Below are 20,760 nucleotides of genomic sequence, written 5' to 3'. Positions count from 1 at the left end.
AACACGTCTTCCACGATAAATAAAAAACTCCTGAATCTAAATGATTCAGGAGTGATAACTTCTCTTATGCAGATGTTTTTGTATCTTTATTAACGACTGTGCCATCTTTTAACACAAGACGCGGCGGCTCACCATCAGCAACCGTTGCACCAGTGATGACACATTTTTCAATATCATCACGAGATGGAAGGTCAAACATGACATCAAGCATGATGCCTTCAATGATTGAGCGAAGACCACGAGCTCCTGTTTTACGCTCAATTGCCTTTTTCGCAATTTCGCTAAGAGCATCTTCTTCAAATTCAAGCTCTACATCGTCAAGCTCAAGCATTTTTGTATATTGCTTAACAAGCGCATTTTTAGGCTTCGTCAAGATTTCTACAAGTGCTTTTTCATCTAACGGCTCTAGGCTTGCAATAACCGGTAGACGACCGATGAATTCTGGAATTAAACCGAAGCGAAGCAAGTCTTCTGGCAGTACCTTTGATAGAAGGACTTCTTTTTCAAGATCTTCGACTTTATTTTCCGCACCGAATCCAATGACTTTTTGACCTAAGCGGCGTTTGATGATTTGCTCAATCCCGTCAAAGGCTCCTCCACAAATGAAGAGGATGTTCGTCGTATCAATTTGAATGAATTCTTGATGTGGGTGCTTACGTCCACCTTGAGGCGGTACACTAGCGACTGTTCCTTCAAGAATTTTCAAAAGGGCTTGCTGGACGCCTTCCCCAGATACATCGCGAGTGATAGAAGGGTTTTCTGATTTTCTTGCTACTTTATCGATCTCATCGATGTAGATAATGCCTTTTTCCGCTTTTTCTACATCATAATCCGCTGCCTGGATCAGCTTTAGTAAAATATTCTCTACGTCTTCACCAACATAACCTGCTTCAGTTAATGATGTTGCATCTGCGATCGCAAATGGAACATTTAAAATACGAGCAAGTGTTTGAGCAAGTAATGTTTTACCGCTTCCTGTTGGTCCAATCATAGAAATATTACTTTTCGAAAGCTCAACATCATCAATCTTGCTGTTGGAATTAATCCGTTTGTAATGGTTATACACCGCTACAGCTAAGGATTTTTTCGCATTGTCTTGTCCGATGACATATTCATCAAGAATCTCCCGAATTTCATGAGGCTTCGGAACATCCTTGAATTCAACTTCTTCCTCAGTGCCGAGCTCTTCTTCAACTATTTCCGTGCAAAGCTCGATACATTCATCACATATATATACGCCAGGTCCTGCGACCAGTTTACGCACTTGATCTTGCGTTTTTCCGCAAAACGAGCATTTTAATTGACCTTTTTCCTCGTTGAATTTAAACATTCTTTCACCCCTTATTCTTCTTCACTTGCCTGTAGCTAACAGTCAGCTACCTTTCTGGGTCCAGTATGTATGCATTTTACCATACTTTCCTAAAAGACGGTAACGATGTGTTTCTAACACTGCACATTGAGATATGTATGACAGAAAGATGCGACTTACACTATCGTTTCCAAAAGAAGCGATGATAAGTCAAAAATTGTACAAAACAAGGCACGAGTCACTCGCGCCCTGTTTTATTATTATGCACCATATTAACGGTTTTCTACAAGAAAATCAATTGCTTTACGAACTTTTAGATCTTCTTTCATTGCTTCAGTAGATCCGATCGCTTGTTTGATGTTTTCAATTGGCATGTTGTATGCTTCAGCCATTTTTGAAAGTTCTTCTTCCACTTCTTCGTCAGACACTTGTAAGTTTTCTGCAGCAGCAATTGCTTCAAGTGTTAGGTTAGATTTAACGCGTTTAGCAGCATCTTCTTTCATTTGCTCTTTCAGCGCATTTTCATCTTGTCCAGAGAATTGGAAGTAAAGCTCAAGGTTCATTCCTTGCATTTGAAGACGTTGTTCGAATTCTTTCATCATGCGGTCTAGCTCTGTGTCAACCATCGCTTGTGGGATGTCAACTTCCGCATTTTCAGAAGCTTTCGCAACTAACTCTTCACGAAGTTTTCCTTCTGCTTCGTTTTCTTTTGCTTCTTCAAGACGTTTCTTCGTTTTTTCAGTTAATTCAGCAAGCGTTTCTACTTCTTCATCAACATCTTTAGCGAACTCATCGTCAAGTGCTGGAAGTTCTTTTGCTTTGATTTCATGAATTTTCACTTTGAATACAGCTGGTTTACCTGCAAGGTCTTCAGCATGATATTCTTCTGGGAATGTAACTTCTACGTCTTTTTCAGCGCCAGCTTCAAGACCAACTAATTGCTCTTCGAAACCAGGGATGAATGAACCAGAACCAACTTCAAGAGAGTAGTTCTCAGCTTTTCCGCCTTCGAATGCTTCTCCATCAACGAATCCTTCGAAATCAAGAACAACTGTATCGCCGTTTTCGATTGCGCCTTCTTCTTTGACAACAAGCTCAGCTTGACGGTTTTGCATGCCTTTTAGCTCTTCTTGTACATCTTCGTCAGTGACAGCTGTGTCGTCTTTTTCTACGTTAAGACCTTTGTAGTCACCAAGTTTTACTTCAGGCTTCACTGTTACTTTTGCAGTGAAGATTAAGCTTTCGCCTTTTTCGATTTTCTCAACATCGATTTCAGGGCGGTCAACTGGCTCGATACCAGCTTCGTCGATTGCTTTTGGATATTCAACTGGAAGAAGAATATCTAGTGCATCTTGATAAAGAGATTCTACACCAAAACGCTGCTCAAAAAGACCACGTGGTACTTTCCCTTTACGGAATCCAGGGATTGATACTTGCTTAACCACTTTCTTAAATGCATCATCAAGTGCTTTGTTAAATGTTTCAGCGTCAACTTCTACAGTTAGAACGCCTTCGTTACCTTCTTGTTTTTCCCATTTTACTGACATGTGTGTTTCCCTCCAAAAATCTATTCAGATTGTGCGTTGCTCCATTCTAAAGCATCATAAAGACTTCGTCCAATCAAAAACCACGCACTCCGCTAAGAAGCTTGCATTATGTATACAACATTTGACTTGATTATACATATCGTCTTTCAACCGTTGGAATCTGACAACTGCACTATATATGCACAAATACAACCATTATATTATAACATAACAAGTGCGTCTTTCAACTAAATCGACAAATTACAAATAAGAAATTTCTTCAATATCTTTCAGCATTGTGCAAGCTTCTCTCAGCTCTCGTTCGTTAAATTCATACAATAGATGCAATTCTTCGAGTTCAATCTCAATCCCATGCATTTCATAGCCGACTTTATGAAGTGCCGCTGCCCAAAGACTCGGATCTGTGTACTTAGGAAGAAATGGATACAGCACGAATAAGTGCCGGCGCCATAACTCTTCCACGCCTTGGTAAAGGGTTGGGTTCTCATTGCCGAGCGTGTCGTCGAGCATACGAAGGACTTGCTGAAGAAGCGGCATCTGCTCTGGCTTTACAGCCTCAGAAGGAATAAGTGTTAAAGAATCACCGAATTTTGTCACATGAACCGGCTTTGCCACATCATGATCTGCCAGAAGCTGCAGGATCATTGATTTGACCAAAGGGTTCCCATCAGGATTTTGTAAGATAGTATTTAATAGACCCATGTGCGGTGTAATATTCCGGTCTTTCAATGAATGGATGAACTGCACCTGTTCTTCCGGCCGCTCCAGCATGTCATCTATATTGACCTCACTTCCGGCGTCCTCATCATCATCTAAAATCTCTTCAGGTGAGTCGATCATTTTTCTACTAAATTCGAGCAGTTTGTAAAAATGCTCCGCGCTTTCTGCCGGAAGATGGTTTTCCTCGAGCACAGCCTCAATCGTCTGTTTGACTTCTTCATATTCTTTCAGCTGAATTAAGATCGTCATATACACTTGGAGCACAGTGAAATAGTGACCATATCCTTCATGCAGCATTTTTTCACAAACACGCTTTGCATCCTGCAGCTCACCCAGCTCCAGAAAACAAATGGCCATTCCGAGGTGAATATCGGATTCTTCATCGTCATCATACGATTTTGCTTCTGAAAACAAGTGAAGCGCCTCTTGATACTGTTTATCTTTTAATGCTGCCATTCCTTTTTCAATCAGTCTTTCTTTCAGACGAGGAAACAAAATGACATTGTCTTTCTTCTTGTCATGCTTCATGCTTACGTTCCTTTCGGGCGCATATTTTTTATCAGTTTACCAACGAAGATTAGTAAACACAAGTAACGAGAGGTTTTCATGCAAAAAAGAAGCCGTCACACCTCGGGCGGACAGCTTCTCGTTGCTTAGGCGCGCAGCCAGCTGCTGCGCTTTTCTTCAAATGCTTGAATGTCATCTTCTAGTAGTAATGTTAATGAAATCTCATCATAACCATTTAGGAGCATTTCTCTCCAGTGAGGGTCGACTTGAAAAGGGGTGATATTCCCTTCGTGATCTTCTATTTGCTGTTTTTCAAGATCAACCGTCATCTCATATCCTTTGTTCTCATATGACGCAGCGAAGGTTTTCCACACATCATAATCAAGGCGAATCGGAAGCATCCCATTTTTAAAGCAGTTTTGATGAAATATATCTGCAAATGATGGTGCGATGACAATTTTAAAGCCATAATCATCAAGCGCCCAAGGAGCATGTTCCCTAGATGATCCGCAGCCAAAGTTCTCCCCTGCGATCAAAATGGATGCTCCTTCATAAATCGGCTGATTTAGTTCGAAATCGGGATTTGGGCTGCCATCGGCTAAATAACGCCAGTCGAAAAAGGCAAAGCGGCCATATCCTGTTCGTTCGATTCTTTTTAAAAATTGCTTCGGAATAATTTGATCTGTATCTACATTGATTCGGTTAAGCACAGCGGCTTTTCCTTTATGAGTGACTAAAGGCTCCATCTATGACAACTCCTTACACGACTGTTTTCTCTTGATTAAACTTCCTGACATCGACAAATCGGCCATGTATCGCAGCCATTGCAGCCATTGCCGGGCTGACAAGATGCGTTCTCGCACCCTTCCCTTGACGCCCCTCAAAGTTACGGTTTGATGTGGACGCGCAGCGCTCGCCCTCCGGTACCACATCGTTATTCATACTAAGACACATACTGCAGCCAGATTCTCTCCATTCAAATCCTGCTTCAAGGAAGATTTCATGAAGACCTTCTTCTTCTGCTTGCAATTTGACACTTTGAGAGCCAGGCACCACAATCGCTCTGACATGATCTGCTACTTTTTGTCCTTCAATCATAGAAGCAGCTTGGCGTAAATCAGTCATTCTTGAGTTCGTACATGAGCCGATAAAGACATGCTCAATCGTAATATCTTCTATACGCTGATGCGGGTGGACACCCATGTATTCGTAAGCACGAATCGCTTCTTTTTGATCATCTTCTTGTGCAAAGTCCTCAGGTCCTGGGATTGATGCATCCACAGGGAGTACCATTCCTGGGTTAATTCCCCACGTAACCATTGGTGAAATCTTATTTCCATCTAACACAATGGTTTTATCATAGGTTGCACCTGGATCTGTTCTAAGTTCTTCCCATTCTTTAATAGCTGCTTCGAAGTCTTCGCCCTGCGGTGCATATTTGCGGCCGCGGCAATATTCGAAGGTGATTTCATCAGGTGCAATCAATCCTGCTCTTGCGCCTGCTTCAATTGACATATTACAAACGGTCATCCGCTCATCCATCGTCATGTTTCTGAATACTTCCCCCGTGTATTCAATGACATAACCTGAGCCGAACTTCACACCGTGCGCACCAATGACAGCTAAAATGACATCTTTGGCAGTTACCCCTTTTTGAAGCTTTCCGTCTACTCTAATTTCTAACGTTTTCGGACGCTGCTGCCAAAGTGTTTGTGTAGAAAGTACATGTTCAACCTCACTTGTACCGATTCCAAAGGCAAGTGCGCCAAACGCGCCGTGAGTTGATGTATGACTATCTCCACAAACGATTGTTTTCCCCGGAAGTGTCAATCCAAGCTCCGGTCCAACGACATGGACGATTCCTTGGTCAACACTATGAAGGTCAGCAAGACGAACGCCAAATTCCGCACAGTTGCGCTCTAAGGCACTCACTTGCTTTTTAGCAATCTCATCTTTGATCACAAATCGATTCACAGTTGGGATGTTGTGATCCATCGTCGCAAACGTGTTTTGAGGTCTTCTCACCTTGCGCCCTTTTTGTCTTAATCCTTCAAATGCTTGAGGTGATGTCACTTCATGCACCAAGTGCAGATCAATATATAAAAGGTCTGGTTTCCCCTCGCCGCTTTTGACTACATGCTGATCCCATATTTTTTCGATGATTGTTCGAGGCATAACCCTTTTCCTCCCTCTATCTAATTCCACAAGATTCTATTTATACAATGGTTTGTACGCGCTGCTTGAGTGCGTCTACAACCGCATTAGTAATTTCTTCAGTCGTTTGATATGTTCCCTCTTTTGCTGCTAAATCTTTTGTTCGTTTGCCAGAGGCAAGAACAGTTTCCACAGCTTCTTCTATTGCAGCCGCTTCTTCTTCTAATGCAAAGGATGTTCTAAGCAAGCTTGCTGCTGATAAAATGGTTGCCAGAGGGTTTGCAACGTTTTGCCCCGCAATATCGGGTGCTGAACCATGAATTGGCTCATATAAATGAAGGCCAGTGCTTGATAAACTAGCAGATGGCAGCATGCCGAGTGATCCAGTAATCATCGAAGCTTCATCGCTTAAAATGTCACCGAACATATTCTCTGTTACAATGACATCAAATTGAGCGGGCTTGTAAATCAGCTGCATGGCAGCATTATCGACGAGCATATGCTCAAATTCAACTTCTGGATATTGGGCAGCAACTTCTTCTACCGCATCCCGCCATAGTTTACTAGAAGCAAGGACATTCGCTTTATCCACAGACGTCACTTTTTTCCGTCTCGTTAAAGCCATGTCGAACGCTTCTTTTAATACGCGGACAATTTCTTCCTTTGTATAAAGGAGCGTATCAACGGCAGCTTCTTTTCCTTCATCATCCGTATAGCGTTCGCTTGGTTCACCAAAATAGAGACCGCCTGTTAATTCACGAACGATGACGAAATCGACTCCGTTAATGTGATCCTGTTTTAACGGAGATGCCTCGCTTAAACTATCGAACACCTTTACAGGGCGGATGTTTGCAAATAAGTCCAGCTGTTTACGAATGGCGAGTAAGCCTTTTTCTGGACGAAGCTCTGGCGGGTTTTGATCCCACTTTGGTCCGCCGACTGCTCCTAATAAAATCGCATCAGCGCTTTTGCATACATCTACTGTTTCCTTTGGTAGCGGGTTGTTTTTTTCATCTATTGCGATACCGCCAATGAGCGCAGTTTCGAATTCGAATTCATGCCTAAATTGCGCCGCTGTCTCTTGAAGGACAGCGACTGCAGATGTCACGACTTCCGGTCCGATTCCATCGCCGGGCAAAAGTGCAATTTTCTTTTTCATGAGAACCTTCCTCCTTTCCTATGAGATCGCGTGATGTTTCTCAATTTCAATCAGATTTGATTTGAAGATTAAATGCCTGTTCACTGCATTGACGTAAGCTTTCGCCGATGCTTCAAGCACATCTTGCGCTACTCCGCGTCCTGCTGTTTCTTTTCCTTCTATTGAAACAGTGACATATACTTCAGCTAGTGCATCTCTGCCTTTTCCATTTGATTGAATGCGGTAGTCCAGCAAATGAATTCTTTCCTCCATACAGCGCTCAAGCGTGTTGTACACAGCTTCTACACTGCCTGCACCTGTAGCTGCTTCTTGGATGACTTCCTGTGTTTCTTGATTTTTCAGAGAAACCGTTGCTGTTGGCATTTGTTCTGTTCCATAGTGCACTTGCAGACTTTCAAATTCGTAACCGATTTTTCGATCTGCTACTTTTTCTTCTAATATGATAGAGATCAAATCATCATCGGTAATTTCTTTCTTCTTCTCTGTCAAGTTCTTGAAAGTCTCAAAGAATTTATTGATTTCGTCTTCCGTTAGTTTAAAGCCTAGTGTTTTCATGCGGTCTTTAAACGCGTGTCTTCCGGAGTGTTTTCCAAGGACAAGCACATCTGTTGTCACACCGACAAGCTCTGGAGAAATAATTTCATAGGTTGTTTTTTCTTTGAGGAAACCATCTTGGTGAATACCTGATTCATGTGCAAAAGCGTTGTTTCCAACGACTGCTTTATTACGCGGCACAATCATTCCAGAGTATTTGCTCACTACATCACTTGTACGCTTAATTTCATTCAATTGAATCGTTGATTCGACCTGGTAAAAGTCTTTTCGAATATGAAGAGCTACTGCAATTTCTTCTAACGCGGCATTTCCAGCGCGCTCGCCAATTCCGTTGACAGCCGTTTCAATTTGATCTGCTCCATTTTCAATAGCAGCAAGTGAGTTTGCCACAGCCATTCCTAGATCATCGTGACAGTGAGCGGACAAGTTGACGCGGTCGATATTTGGAACGTGTTCCTTCATATATTTAAAGATATTTCCGTACTCTTTTGGCGCTAGGTATCCAACTGTATCTGGCAAGTTAATGACACTCGCCCCCGCATCAATGACCTTTTCTACAATTTCTGCTAAGAAAGCAAGATCTGTACGGCACGCATCTTCTGCTGACCATTGGACAACTGGAAAACGTTCTTTCGCATATTTCACCATTGCGACAGCCTGTTCTACAACTTCTTCACGTGTTTTCTTTAGTTTATGCTTCAGGTGAATGTCAGAAGTGGCAATAAAGACATGAAGCCTTGGCTCCACCCCATCTTTTAATGCTTCCCATGCAGCATCAATGTCACCTTTCACACATCGTGCAAGACCAGCAACAGAACAGTTTTTAATCGTTCTTGCTATTTCTTGTACGCCTAAGAAATCCCCTCGGGATGAAGCGGGAAAACCCGCTTCAATGATATTAACCCCAAGGCGCTCAAGCTGCTTTGCAATGATAAGCTTTTCTTGTGCATTTAAGTTCACTCCTGGTGATTGCTCTCCATCCCGAAGTGTTGTGTCAAAAAAATTAATTTTCCGCACCGACGCTCACCGCTTCCTTTTTCTTTCCTTGTTTAACGAAAGGCATCATTTCACGAAGCTTTCTACCAACGATTTCAATTTGGTGCTCATTTTCATTTGCATTGATCGCATTGAAACGTGGGCGATTCACTTGGTTTTCAACAATCCATTCTTTTGCAAATGTTCCGTTTTGGATATCAGTCAAAACAGCTTTCATCGATTCTTTTACTTTTGCATCCACAACACGTGGTCCTGATACGAAGTCACCCCATTGTGCTGTATCAGAGATTGAATATCTCATACCTTCTAATCCTTCTTCATACATAAGGTCAACGATCAATTTCAGTTCATGCAGACACTCGAAGTATGCAAGCTCTGGCTGATAACCAGCTTCTGTTAACGTTTCGAATCCTGCTTTTACTAGTGAAGTAAGACCTCCACAAAGAACTGCCTGCTCACCGAATAGATCCGTTTCTGTTTCTTCTTTAAATGTTGTTTCAAGAACGCCCGCTCTTGCTCCGCCGATCGCTTTTGCATAAGCAAGTGCTTTGTCTTTCGCTTGGCCAGATACATCTTGATAGATAGCAAATAGGGCAGGTACACCAGCGCCTTGCTCATATGTTCTTCTCACAAGATGTCCTGGACCTTTTGGAGCTACTAGATACACGTCTACGTCACTTGGAGGAACAATTTGATGGAAGTGAACGTTGAATCCGTGTGCGAATACAAGTGAGTTGCCAGCTTCTAATTGATCTTTGATTTCTTCATCATATACTTTCTTTTGCTGCTCATCTGGAAGTAGTACCATGACTACGTCTGCTTGTGCTGCTGCTTCTTTTACTGTGAATACTTGATGGCCGTCTTCTTGTGCTTTTGTATAAGATCCGCCTTTTCTCACGCCGACGATCACATCTACGCCGCTTTCTTTTAAGTTCAATGCATGTGCATGACCTTGTGATCCATAACCAATGATCGCTACCTTTTGACCATTTAATACGTTTTCTTGAATATCACCGTTATAATATACTTTTACCATTTGACTCTCTCCTTTTTGTTTAGACAATTGAAATTGTTTTATTTGTTTGCGGCTTTTGCTGATTATCTCTCGCAAAGGCCGTGGTGCCAGTTCTGGCGACTTCTTTAATGCCGTATGGCTTAAGTAATTCAATGAGTGCTTCAATTTTTGAAGACTCACCTGTCACCTGAATGACGACACTCTCTCTGCTCACATCTACAATAGAAGCTCTAAAAGGTTCAATGACCCCCGTGATCTCCATTCGAGATGCTGGTGCAGATACGACTTTTATCAAAGCCAGCTCTCGCTGAACGATTGATTGGTTTGTAATGTCTGTTACTTTCAGAACATCGATTTGTTTGTTCAGCTGTTTTGTCAGCTGTTCGATGTCTTTCTCCTGGTCTACATGGACGACGAACGTGATGCGTGATACATCTTGAATCTCAGAATGGCCGACCGTAATGCTTTCAATGTTGTAGTGTCTTTTGGTAAAGAGGCCTGTGATTCTGTTCAGTACGCCTGATCGATTTAATACAGTCAACACAATAATTCTTTTCAAGGTTTCACCCCCACCATCTCATGAAGTCCTTTCCCTGGTGCTACCATTGGGAATACTTTTTCATCTCTCGCTACATTGACATCGATGAAAACAGGCTCTCTAGAGGTTAAGGCTTCTTCAAGCTTTTCTTTCGCCTCTTCATCTGATGAGATTCTGATTCCTTTAATGCCATAAGCTTCAGATAATTTGACGAAGTCTGGCTGCTCTGAAAATTTAGAATGTGAGTAGCGCTCTTCGTAGAAAATTTCTTGCCATTGTCTTACCATTCCAAGGCAGTGATTATTGAGTACAATCACTTTGACTGGAAGGTTCAGCTCACGGATAACGGCAAGTTCTTGCAGGGTCATTTGGAAACCTCCGTCTCCTAAAATCGCTACAACGGTTGCCTCTTGATCAGCCAGCTGAGCGCCGATGGCTGCTGGTAATCCGAAGCCCATTGTGCCAAGGCCTCCAGATGTTACCCACTTATCTGCATTTTCAAATGGATAGAATTGTGCTGCCCACATTTGATGTTGTCCGACATCAGTTGCGACAATGGCTTCACCTTTAGTGAATTGATGAATGTATTCAATCAGCTTTTGAGGCTTAAAGCCTTCAGCTTCGTTTTCAACGTACCAGAGTGGATATTCTTCCTTCCACTGATCTAATTGGTTTTTCCATTCGTCAGCATCTGCTTGTTTCCCGTCTTGCTTGATCAGTTCTTCAAGGACTAGCTTACTGTCGCCAACAACTGGGATATGGGTATGAATGTTCTTGCCGATTTCCGCTGGGTCGATGTCAATATGAGCCACCTTCGCATGTTTCGCAAAATGATTGAGGTTTCCTGTTACCCTGTCATCAAATCTCGCTCCGATTGAAATGAGCAGGTCACATTGATGAAGAGCCATGTTCGCTGCATACGTGCCATGCATACCAGCCATCCCTAGGAAAAGAGGATGCTTTGCCGGGAATCCACCAAGTCCAAGCAGTGTATGAGCGACTGGGATTTGCTGCTGCTCTACATACTGTCTTAATTCTTCAGATGCTTTGCCATGAAGAACGCCAGCTCCTGCTAGAATAACTGGTTTCTTCGCTCTGCTGACAGCTTCTACTAATTTGCGAATTTGCAAATAGTTCGGCTCTACTTTTGGCTGATAACCAGGTAAATCAATTGGCTGATCATATTCAAACGTTCCTTCAATGCCTGCGACATCTTTTGGAATATCAATCAAAACTGGACCAGGTCTGCCTGTTGTTGCGATATGGAATGCCTCTTTAATGACACCCGGTAATTCCTCTGGATTTCTTACCTGGTAGCTGTGCTTAGTAATTGGCATTGTGATGCCGAGTACATCTGCTTCTTGGAAAGCATCCGATCCAATGACTGAGGTTGCCACCTGCCCTGTGAATACAACAAGGGGAAGTGAATCAATCATCGCATCTGCAATTCCTGTGACAAGGTTTGTCGCTCCAGGTCCTGATGTTGCAATGACAACTCCCGGTTTACCAGATACCCTTGCGTATCCTTCTGCTGCGTGAATCGCTCCCTGCTCATGTCTTGGAAGGACATGAAACAAACCAGAATTGTAAATTTTATCGTAGATCGGCAAAACCGCTCCACCTGGATATCCAAAAATGACTTCTACTTTTTCTCTTTTGAGTGCTTCAATTAACATGAGTGCACCGTTCATCGTTTGTGGTGCTTTTGATTTTTCCGTCTCCATTTGTACATTTGTCCCCATTTGATTTCCTCCTCTTTGTCTTGCTTCAGTCAAGTCCTTTCACCCTTTTCTATTCAAGATAGAGATATGAGACCATATAAAAAAGCCTTCTCACCCCACAATGACACTACTTTTCACTAGGTCAAAGGGGCGAAAAAGCTTTGTTTTTTCGCGGTACCACCCTTGTTCACGGCAAATCCTGCTGCCGTCTCATGGACATCTTTCGTCCATTTTGGTAACGAGTGAGCAATGTCACTCGGTCTGCCCTACTATCATTTCAAGCAGACACTCAGAGGTGAGTTCACTTTAGAAAGTAACACCGGTTTCCAGCTAGCACCGGCTCTCTGTAGATACTGACTCTAAAGCTACTAGTCCTCTTCAACGTTTATCGATATCTATTTAGCTTGCATGAATGTTTTCATCTGCAAAAACGACTTTTTCTCCTTCTTCAACTACTCGCTTGCGGAATTGTTCAAGAAGTTTGTTTGTGTGGAACCCAGGTTTCCCTTCACCGATTGTACGGCCGTCAACTTTTACAACGGCGATGACTTCGGCTGCAGTACCTGTTAGAAATACTTCTTCAGCTGTATACACATCGTGTCTTGTGAATGGTTCTTCTTTCACTTCGTAGCCTAAGTCTTCTGCAATCTCCATGATGGAATTTCTTGTAATGCCTTCAAGTGCGCCGATATAACCTGGCGGTGTATAAAGCTTGCCTTTTTTATAAATAAACACGTTGTCTGCAGAACCTTCCGCCACGTACCCTTGATCGTTCAGCATCAATGCTTCACTCACACCGGCCATATGGGCTTCGATTCGGACAAGAATGTTATTCAAATAGTTTAATGATTTCACTTTTGGGCTAAGGACATCTGGACGATTTCGTCTTGTTGGAACCGTTACAATATCAATACCCGTTTCATATAGGTGCTTTGGAAAAATGGCCAGCGGCTCTACAATGATCACTGTGTTGGCTCTCCCGCAGTTGTTAGGATCTAAACCAAGATCACCCGCTCCTCTTGAGACGACAAGGCGGATATAGGCATCCTTTAGGCCGTTCCTTTCAACTGTATGAATCATTTTCTCCGTGAGTTCCTCAAGTGAATATGGAATGTTCAGCATAATGGATCTGGCGGAATCATACAGGCGGTCTAAATGTTCTTTCATTCGAAAGATATTTCCGTTATACACGCGAATCCCTTCGAAAACACCGTCGCCATATAAGAAGCCATGATCGTAAACTGAAATTTTCGCATCCTCTTTTTTCACGAGTTCATCGTTTAAAAAGATCCATTGTTCCTTTTGGTCTTCCATTTTCAGTGAGCACCCTCTCTTTCAAACAAAAAGTAGTTGAATTTTCAGACACTTTATATTGAAGCGTCTCTCGCTTGCACTGCGTGTTTGTTTAGCTTTTGTTGAACCCATCTTACGCCGCTTTCCATACAGTGTCAACAGCATTTTTAAAATTATTAGACAATTTAGACTAATCAAAATTAAATGTATACGCTTACACCTTTGCTAGACAAGGAATGAAAAAACTTAAAATTTTTTGTATTTTTTCTTCAATTTATTTACTTTACATGAACGCTTTTCTTTTGAGAAAACTTTTGTGATATTTTTTCACATGATTTTTGATGAATATTGTGAGATTTCAATAACTTGGTTTTTTCTTTTGGCATGCCTTTCTAAAGCGTTTTCCTATGAATTTATGATAGAATGAGAGCATCTAATAGAAGGAGGGCAATACATGGCTAACATCAGAGGTTATATCGGTACGTATACAAAGGGAGACAGTAAAGGTGTTTATACATTTACATTAAATACGGACAAGCAGCAGATTGAGCAAGTAGAAGTTGCTGCTGAACTTGAAAATCCTACATATTTAACCGTGTCAGAGGATCAAAAGTTTGTTTATGCTGTTGTGAAAAAAGGATCACAGGGCGGCCTTGCTGCGTATCAAATTGATTCAACAACAGGCAGACTTCACTTCATCAACCAAGAGCTTGCCGATGGAGCTTCTCCTTGCCACGTCAGCGTGGACAGTCAAACGAAAACGGCGTATACAGCGAATTATCATAAAGGGTCAGCAGAGATGTATGAAATCGATGCTGAAAATGGCTCAGTGATCCGCACACTCTCACAGGCGCAGCATGAAGGAACTGGCCCTAACGAAGATCGTCAGGAAAAACCGCATACTCACTTTATGGGTCTCACGCCAGATGAACAATTTGCAGTGGCTGTTGACCTTGGAACAGATGGAATTTATACGTATAAGAAAGAAGACGGCAAACTTGAGCTTGCTCATACATTTGAAACAAAGCCAGGCAGCGGACCTCGTCATATCACATTCCACCCAACGAAACCTGTGGCATATGTAATGACAGAGCTAAGCTCCGAGGTCATTGTGCTTCGTTACTTTGAAGATGGTCATTTTGAAGAAATCCAAACAATCGCGACCATTCCAAGCGATTTTACAGAGAACAATCAAGGCAGTGCCATTCATGTCTCTTCAGACGGCCAATTTGTTTATGCAGGAAATCGCGGTCATGACAGCATTGCGATTTTTAAAGCAGACGCTGACGGCCAATTAAGTCTTGTCGAGATTGCTTCTTCTGAAGGAAACTGGCCTAGAGATTTTGTACTTGATCCAACAGAAGAATTCCTCGTCGGTTCAAACCAAGAATCTAGCAATCTTGTGTTATACAAACGCGACAAAGAAACAGGACGACTCACTGTCTTACAATCAGACATTACCGTCCCTCATCCAGTTTGCGTGAAATTTTTAGGATAAAGAAAAAAGCCTCTAATAACGGAGGCTTCAGATTGTTGACAAAGGGCTAAAATGATTTTGATTTTAGCCCTTTGTCTTCTTTTCAGCGTGATAGAAAACCTTTGCAGTCTAGGAAGGACGAGCACCGGAGCGGAGCGAATTGAAACATTCGTGAGCACTGGAGCGCAGACCTGACAACGAATGCGAGGGTTTGTCTACACGCTAAAGCCTCCAATAACGGAGGCTTTTTTTATGCAGACGGCATACCGCCATCCTCAAGCTTTTGATCAATCAAAGACGTATCGGTTTTTTCGCCGAACCATTTTGATAGCCTGTCTTTTGCTTTCCCTTTCACATCATCATCAATGTACATTGCTACTTGAAGCAGAGCAAATGTAATGGCTCCTAAATCATCTGTATAGCCGACACCAATCAATGTATCAGGAATGAGATCAAGTGGAAGGATAAAATATCCGAGTGCTCCAATAATCAAAGTCTTTGCTTTGACCGGCACTTCGGGTTTTTGCAATGTATAGTAAAGTAATAGCACAGCATAGACAAGAGAGACACCAGCTTTTTGTGCCGTCTTTTTTAACTTTTCCCAAAAGGCATGATCATTAAAATGCTTCTTCGAACGCTTTAATAGTTCTTTTTTCTCAGAACGATTCATCATATCGCCTCCATCTACAGCATAGCCCTTTTCCCTTAGTTATACAAGATATCCGCCGATTCGACAAACAAAAAGCAGCAGAAAGCTGCTGCATTCTACTGCTCTTTGTAAAACTTTTCAATTGCCTTATCGATGTACACCCATCCTTTATAAGACACATGAATCGTATCTTTAAAGAAATATGGATCGTACTCATGCTTAGTCAAATCTGCGACTTCATACCCATTATCTCGAATTTGACGATTGATTTTTTCATAATAACCTGTACGGCCTTCTTTCGGAAAACCGGTGTAATCATACCACTTTCCGTTGACAGGAATCGTCACAAACAAAGGCTTTGCCCCTGCCTGTTTTAAAATATCCAGCATGATCTGAAAATCTTTGTATTCTGGTGATTCCGCATAAGAATGACCTTCACGGGAATCCTTCATCTTTTTCATGATCGGTTTCAGCTTGCGGTCAAACAGTTTTTGGTTAATATAAAACGGGTTGTCCCCTGCTCTTTTCGCACCAAAAATGCTCGCCTCTTTTTCAAGCTCAGCCCATGTTTTTCCTTTGACTGAAGGAGACGGTTGAAGCTTGCGCTCAGGGCCCGATCCAATTGTATAGTACATGTCTTTCTTTTGAAGCATGCCATAATACATTTTCGCAATAGGAGAAATCGCGCCATAAGCGAACTTGTTCCCAGATAGCTCTGCTTTAAAAAGCTCTGTAATCACCATGTCGTTTTTGACTGCTTTAAACTTCATGATTCTTTTGATAAGCTCTTTTTTTACAGTTGGATCAATTTCTTTATTATAGGCGAGATTCAGCGCTTGAAGAGCTGAATAGTTCGGTGCAAAGTGATTCTCGTCAGATCCCCATTTCACAAACCATTGCGGGGACACGATAAATACAAGCTTCTTCCCTTTTAATTCATCCATATGCGCTGCAAAGTTCATCGCATGAATTAATGATTGCGATCCACCTTTTCCAATAAGATAAGGTGTAAACCCTTGAGGATTCTCATGAAAGAAATTCGAAGGGTGATATGGATCAAAACGTGATAGTTCAGAAGATCCATAGATCGGCAAATAAGTTGGATCTTTTAGCATTTCATCTTGTAAATAAAGCCCTTGAAACATCCCTGGATCTAATTCTGTGGCTGACTTTTGTAATTTGTCTTTTGGGATCAGGTGTGAGAGCCATGCATTTGGTACAAGAAGAACACCAATGAATAGAACAGCCGCTAAAATAAGCGGCCCAAAAAAACGCTTTTTCATTACTTCATCTCTGCCAGCTGCTCAGCAATATGATTCGGCGTATCCCACACATCACGATCGAATTCTGTAATCGGAACAGTGATTCCGAGTTGACTTTCAATTGCCATAAGCAGTTCTACTGTACCAAATGAATCAAGAAGACCTTCTTCAAAAATCGCAATCTCTGGATTTTCTTTCACAACGTCATCCTGACAAACCTCTGCAATAATACCGTATACTTGATTTTTAAATTCCATAATTTTCTACTCCCTTAATCATTAATGATGAAATGGTTTTCCTGAAAAAATATAAAATCCGAAACAAATCACATGGAATGTAATAATGATCGACACAACCATTGTGACCTTATTATCCGGCCACCACTTGTGCTTTTTATTCCATTTCTCAAATAAATTGTAACCGGACATGACAACTGCATGATATAGTCCGTAAATAATATATTGAAGGGCAAGACCATGCCAAGCACCCATCAATAGAAAGAGGATAAAGTACCCAATATTTGAAACAGCCATACGGTTCTTGATCCACTTCTTTTTGGTCATAAAGAACACAAATCTCATAAACACGTAGTCTCTGAACCAAAAGGACAGGGACATGTGCCAGCGATTCCAGAAGTCTTTAATGTTTCGGCTGATAAATGGTTTATTAAAGTTCTCTGGTGATTTAATGCCCATAATATAACTCACACCTACAGCAAATGCTGTATATCCAGCAAAGTCAAAGAACAAGTACATGCTGTAAGCATACATATACGTTAACTGCTGAACAAAGTGACTGCTGCTAATGTGATGAATATTCATCAGAATATATGTGTGAATCAGATAGCCTATAATGAACTTATATAAGAAGCCAATAAAAATTTTATGAATACCGGCATATAGAAGATCACTGTATGCTTCCTTTTCAGGCGGTGTATCCATATCCTTTTCAAATCGGCGGTAACGATCAATCGGACCTGATGAAATCGTCGGGAAAAAGACAATGAAATAGACCAAACGGTGAATCGGAATTTTCTTCTTAATCAAGCCGTCTCTTGTCTCAATAATTAACTGAACACCTTTAAATGTTAAGTACGAGATCCCCAAAAAGCTCAGCCAGTTCATTGGCGGCGGTTGATGCGGCTGATGAGTTAAAAAGAACGGTAAAATCTTTGACAGCACAAGCGGTAAAATAGATGCCACCACTGCTGTATAGAAAACGGATGCCTGATTCGCCTTTAACCGGTATGCAAGGTACAGGCGGATGATTAGGACTTGCCATACCGTGAACAAGAAGAGCAGCAGCGCGCCATGCGCATCCTTTGAGAAAATAAGCGCCAGCGCCACAACCGTTGCAAACATGTTGTAGCCCTGCATTCTTTTGCCGCGCAGACCAAGAATGATCGTCGGCAAAAGAAGAATACCAATTAGAATGAAGAAAAAGAATGAACTAAACGGAATCATAGAAGAACCTCTTTCGCGATTCTCTTACGGTCAACCTTCCCGTTTGGCGTCATGTACAGCTGCTCAAGATAGACAAACTTTCTTGGAATCATGTACGCTGGCAGTGAATCCGCCATTTCTTTCTTAATCGCACTTGTCAGCTGATATTCTTTTTCAAATGAATGAGCTGCTGGGACAATCGCTGCAATCAAGTACTCGACATGACCGTTTGGCTGGAATGGTACAATCACACAAGCATTGACATAGGTTGTCTCGCTTACATGATATTCAATTTCTTCAAGCTCCATCCGGTATCCATGAAGCTTAATTTGATAGTCGAGACGGCCATGGCACGTAATTAATCCATCATGCGCCACACCTGCGTCACCTGTACGGTAAGCAGGACGTCCTTCGTATTCAAAGAACACTTTATCTGTCAAGGCTTGTTCACCTAAGTAGCCTCTCGTGACGCTTGGCCCCACGATGACAATTTCCCCTTTTTCACCATCAGGAAGTGTCTTGCCTTCTTCATCTAAAATGACGATGTCTGTATCAGGTTTGGCATAGCCGACTGGTAAAGAATCGTGCTGATCAAGAATCTCCTGCGTCACTTCAATTGATGTGATCGCGACAGTTGCTTCAGTTGGACCATACGTATTAAAGACCTGCGCCTTTGGAAAACGCTCCAGAAGTGCACTTGCTACAGCTACAGGAAGCGCCTCACCGCAGAACAAGAAAACTTTCAGCTCTGGTAAAAGCTCCCCTGTAAAGGAAGGGTCCATTAAGCACATTTGCACAAAAGAAGGTGTTGATGTCCACACTTCAACGTCAGATTGACCAAGTGCTGCAAACATATCCTTTGGCTTATTGACGAGATCTTTTACTAAACAGTAAAGCGTGCCGCCTGATTGAAGCGCTGGATAGAGATCCATCACTGATAAGTCAAAAGAAAATGGTGCTTGATTTAAGAATGTACGTCCCTCACCAATTGGGAAGTCACGGCACATCCACTCTGTAAAGCTTTCTAAATTATTGGCTGTTACCTGAACGCCTTTCGGTTTTCCGGTACTGCCAGACGTATAAATAATGTAAAAAACATCATCTTGTTGAACCCACTGCGTGGATGGCGGTGCTTCTTTTTCAAGTGCTAAAAGCGATGCCGCACTCTTCACTTCAATGTGCTCTTCTACATCTAATACATTATGCTCATTTGCACAAATCAATAGACTGGCTTTTGAGCTTTCAATAATTGAGATGATGCGCTCGACAGGTATTGAGATATCGACCGGAATATACGGTCTGCCTGATTTCACACTTCCTAAGAAAGAAATCAGCATCTCTGGCTCCATATGACCGTATACAATGACAGGTTCACTGCCAGTTGCGATTGCATCGATCGCACCAGCCATTTGGTCTGATAAAAGCCAAAGCTCATCATATGTGATCGACGCATGTTGAGAAACAAATGCTGGCTGTGTTGGTTTCGTTTGCTGGTATTCATGAATCGTTTGTAATAGTTTCATAATCTAATCTCCAATTAAAAATCGTTGTAAATGAATGATCCCGTATTTGCTGTGTGGAATCCGTAAATAAAGAACAATAATAGCAAAATAAGTAAGTAAAAGCTTGTATATCCTATCCATTTTACAGACTTATTTTCTGATAGCTTTTTGAATAGCATATTGATAACCTCTTTTCTTTTGACACTTATAGAGACGCATGGATCATCAAAAGAGTTTCATATCAAACCATAAATTTTTTAAAAGATGCTAAAAAAATGTCGAACCTTGGAACGTCTCTTTTGAGCAAAGCTGTCTTATTGTAACAAAGATTTAATACATTTGAAATAAAATCCGAGCTTAAATTTGCCTTAAAATTGCTGAAAGCTGTCGAGAAGCAGCATATTCTTCTTTAGATTTATTCATTAACAGCTAAACAATGAAATAGAGTTCCATATTCATCTGAATTAAGTTACATTAAATCATATAATAATTAATCTTCTAAATGGAGGGCTCATCTATTGTCAAAAGGACTTATTCATCATATTGAACTAAATGTTTCGAATTTAAAGAATTCGATTATTTTTTGGGGGTGGTTTTTAGAGGAGTTAGGCTACGAGCCGTATCAAACCTGGGAAAGCGGTCGAAGTTGGAAATTGGGAGAAACTTATATCGTTTTCGTACAAACGGAGGGACGATTTATGGACATACCCTATCATAGACGCAGGGCAGGTCTAAACCACCTGGCTTTTCATGCCAGTTCCCGGCAGCAAGTAGATGATATGACTGAAAAGTTAAAAAGCATGGGGGTTAAAATTCTTTATGCCGATACACACCCCTTCGCAGGCGGCGATAAACATTACGCAGTTTATTTCGAAGATCCTGATAGAATGAAAGTTGAATTGGTGGCACCTTAA

19 protein-coding genes and 1 other annotated feature are annotated in these 20,760 nt (G+C 41.7%); of the genes, 2 read left to right on the top strand and 17 right to left on the bottom strand.

Annotation, left to right across the window (positions count from 1 at the left end; all coding sequences use genetic code 11):
* Positions 1-64 precede the first annotated feature (64 nt).
* From clpX to ilvE, 11 genes are all read right to left on the bottom strand, one after another.
* Positions 65-1,330, bottom strand: coding sequence for an ATP-dependent protease ATP-binding subunit ClpX (clpX, locus tag JVX94_RS01405; RefSeq protein WP_024423180.1), 1,266 nt, complete (start codon positions 1,328-1,330; stop codon positions 65-67).
* Positions 1,331-1,581: 251 nt separating this feature from the next.
* Complete coding sequence (tig, locus tag JVX94_RS01400) at positions 1,582-2,856, bottom strand: trigger factor (RefSeq protein WP_058838324.1); 1,275 nt, start codon at positions 2,854-2,856, stop codon at positions 1,582-1,584.
* Positions 2,857-3,096: 240 nt separating this feature from the next.
* Positions 3,097-4,104, bottom strand: coding sequence for a DNA damage checkpoint antagonist DdcA (ddcA, locus tag JVX94_RS01395; protein WP_205184325.1), 1,008 nt, complete (start codon positions 4,102-4,104; stop codon positions 3,097-3,099).
* Between the two features lie 125 nt (positions 4,105-4,229).
* Positions 4,230-4,829 carry a 3-isopropylmalate dehydratase small subunit gene (gene leuD, locus JVX94_RS01390; RefSeq protein ID WP_024423183.1) on the bottom strand — a complete coding sequence of 200 codons (600 nt, stop codon included), beginning with the start codon at positions 4,827-4,829 and terminating at the stop codon, positions 4,230-4,232.
* Positions 4,830-4,842: 13 nt separating this feature from the next.
* Positions 4,843-6,258: a 3-isopropylmalate dehydratase large subunit gene (leuC, locus tag JVX94_RS01385; RefSeq protein ID WP_048239029.1), complete on the bottom strand. Its 1,416-nt coding sequence runs from the start codon at positions 6,256-6,258 to the stop codon at positions 4,843-4,845.
* A 40-nt stretch (positions 6,259-6,298) separates the two neighbouring features.
* Complete coding sequence (leuB, locus tag JVX94_RS01380; protein WP_056768045.1) at positions 6,299-7,396, bottom strand: 3-isopropylmalate dehydrogenase; 1,098 nt, start codon at positions 7,394-7,396, stop codon at positions 6,299-6,301.
* Positions 7,397-7,414: 18 nt separating this feature from the next.
* Complete coding sequence (locus JVX94_RS01375) at positions 7,415-8,968, bottom strand: 2-isopropylmalate synthase (protein WP_024423186.1); 1,554 nt, start codon at positions 8,966-8,968, stop codon at positions 7,415-7,417.
* Complete coding sequence (ilvC, locus tag JVX94_RS01370; protein ID WP_024423187.1) at positions 8,955-9,983, bottom strand: ketol-acid reductoisomerase; 1,029 nt, start codon at positions 9,981-9,983, stop codon at positions 8,955-8,957. The genes JVX94_RS01375 and ilvC overlap by 14 nt, the downstream gene beginning before the upstream one ends.
* A gap of 19 nt (positions 9,984-10,002) precedes the next feature.
* A complete protein-coding gene (ilvN, locus tag JVX94_RS01365; RefSeq protein ID WP_007501584.1) occupies positions 10,003-10,521 on the bottom strand; it encodes an acetolactate synthase small subunit in 519 nt (172 codons plus the stop codon).
* The gene (ilvB, locus tag JVX94_RS01360; RefSeq protein WP_024427826.1) at positions 10,518-12,242 is read right to left on the bottom strand and encodes an acetolactate synthase large subunit; all 1,725 of its coding nucleotides are present in this window, start codon (positions 12,240-12,242) and stop codon (positions 10,518-10,520) included. Before ilvB ends, ilvN begins: the two co-directional genes overlap by 4 nt.
* Before the next feature lie 122 nt (positions 12,243-12,364).
* Positions 12,365-12,612 (bottom strand) — a binding site (T-box leader).
* Between the two features lie 8 nt (positions 12,613-12,620).
* Positions 12,621-13,535: a branched-chain-amino-acid transaminase gene (ilvE, locus tag JVX94_RS01355; RefSeq protein WP_205184323.1), complete on the bottom strand. Its 915-nt coding sequence runs from the start codon at positions 13,533-13,535 to the stop codon at positions 12,621-12,623.
* A 433-nt stretch (positions 13,536-13,968) separates the two neighbouring features.
* On the opposite strand from ilvE, the gene JVX94_RS01350 reads away from it, so the two are divergent.
* A complete protein-coding gene (locus JVX94_RS01350) occupies positions 13,969-15,012 on the top strand; it encodes a lactonase family protein (RefSeq protein ID WP_144471298.1) in 1,044 nt (347 codons plus the stop codon).
* A gap of 229 nt (positions 15,013-15,241) precedes the next feature.
* Here the strand turns inward: JVX94_RS01350 and JVX94_RS01345 are convergent, their stop codons facing one another.
* The 6 genes from JVX94_RS01345 to JVX94_RS01320 form a co-directional block, all read right to left on the bottom strand.
* On the bottom strand, positions 15,242-15,661 hold the full coding sequence (locus tag JVX94_RS01345; protein WP_034279788.1) for a YkvA family protein: 420 nt from the start codon (positions 15,659-15,661) through the stop codon (positions 15,242-15,244).
* A 95-nt stretch (positions 15,662-15,756) separates the two neighbouring features.
* Positions 15,757-16,923: a D-alanyl-lipoteichoic acid biosynthesis protein DltD gene (gene dltD, locus JVX94_RS01340; protein WP_095409221.1), complete on the bottom strand. Its 1,167-nt coding sequence runs from the start codon at positions 16,921-16,923 to the stop codon at positions 15,757-15,759.
* Entirely contained in the window at positions 16,923-17,159 is a 237-nt protein-coding gene (dltC, locus tag JVX94_RS01335) for a D-alanine--poly(phosphoribitol) ligase subunit 2 (RefSeq protein ID WP_024423191.1), read from the bottom strand. The genes dltD and dltC overlap by 1 nt, the downstream gene beginning before the upstream one ends.
* A 21-nt stretch (positions 17,160-17,180) precedes the next feature.
* Complete coding sequence (dltB, locus tag JVX94_RS01330; protein ID WP_095409222.1) at positions 17,181-18,365, bottom strand: D-alanyl-lipoteichoic acid biosynthesis protein DltB; 1,185 nt, start codon at positions 18,363-18,365, stop codon at positions 17,181-17,183.
* The gene (gene dltA, locus JVX94_RS01325; protein ID WP_205184321.1) at positions 18,362-19,867 is read right to left on the bottom strand and encodes a D-alanine--poly(phosphoribitol) ligase subunit DltA; all 1,506 of its coding nucleotides are present in this window, start codon (positions 19,865-19,867) and stop codon (positions 18,362-18,364) included. Before dltA ends, dltB begins: the two co-directional genes overlap by 4 nt.
* A gap of 14 nt (positions 19,868-19,881) precedes the next feature.
* Positions 19,882-20,031 carry a teichoic acid D-Ala incorporation-associated protein DltX gene (locus tag JVX94_RS01320; RefSeq protein ID WP_024427820.1) on the bottom strand — a complete coding sequence of 50 codons (150 nt, stop codon included), beginning with the start codon at positions 20,029-20,031 and terminating at the stop codon, positions 19,882-19,884.
* Between the two features lie 333 nt (positions 20,032-20,364).
* Between JVX94_RS01320 and JVX94_RS01315 the strand changes: the two genes are divergently transcribed.
* Positions 20,365-20,760, top strand: a complete 396-nt coding sequence (locus JVX94_RS01315; RefSeq protein WP_205184319.1) for a VOC family protein — start codon at positions 20,365-20,367, stop codon at positions 20,758-20,760.

The sequence above is a fragment of the Bacillus sp. PDNC022 genome, from assembly GCF_016919285.1.
GTDB lineage: Bacteria > Bacillota > Bacilli > Bacillales > Bacillaceae > Bacillus > Bacillus safensis.
Note: the sequence above shows the minus strand (reverse complement) of the source record. Positions and strands in the feature narration are given on the sequence as shown.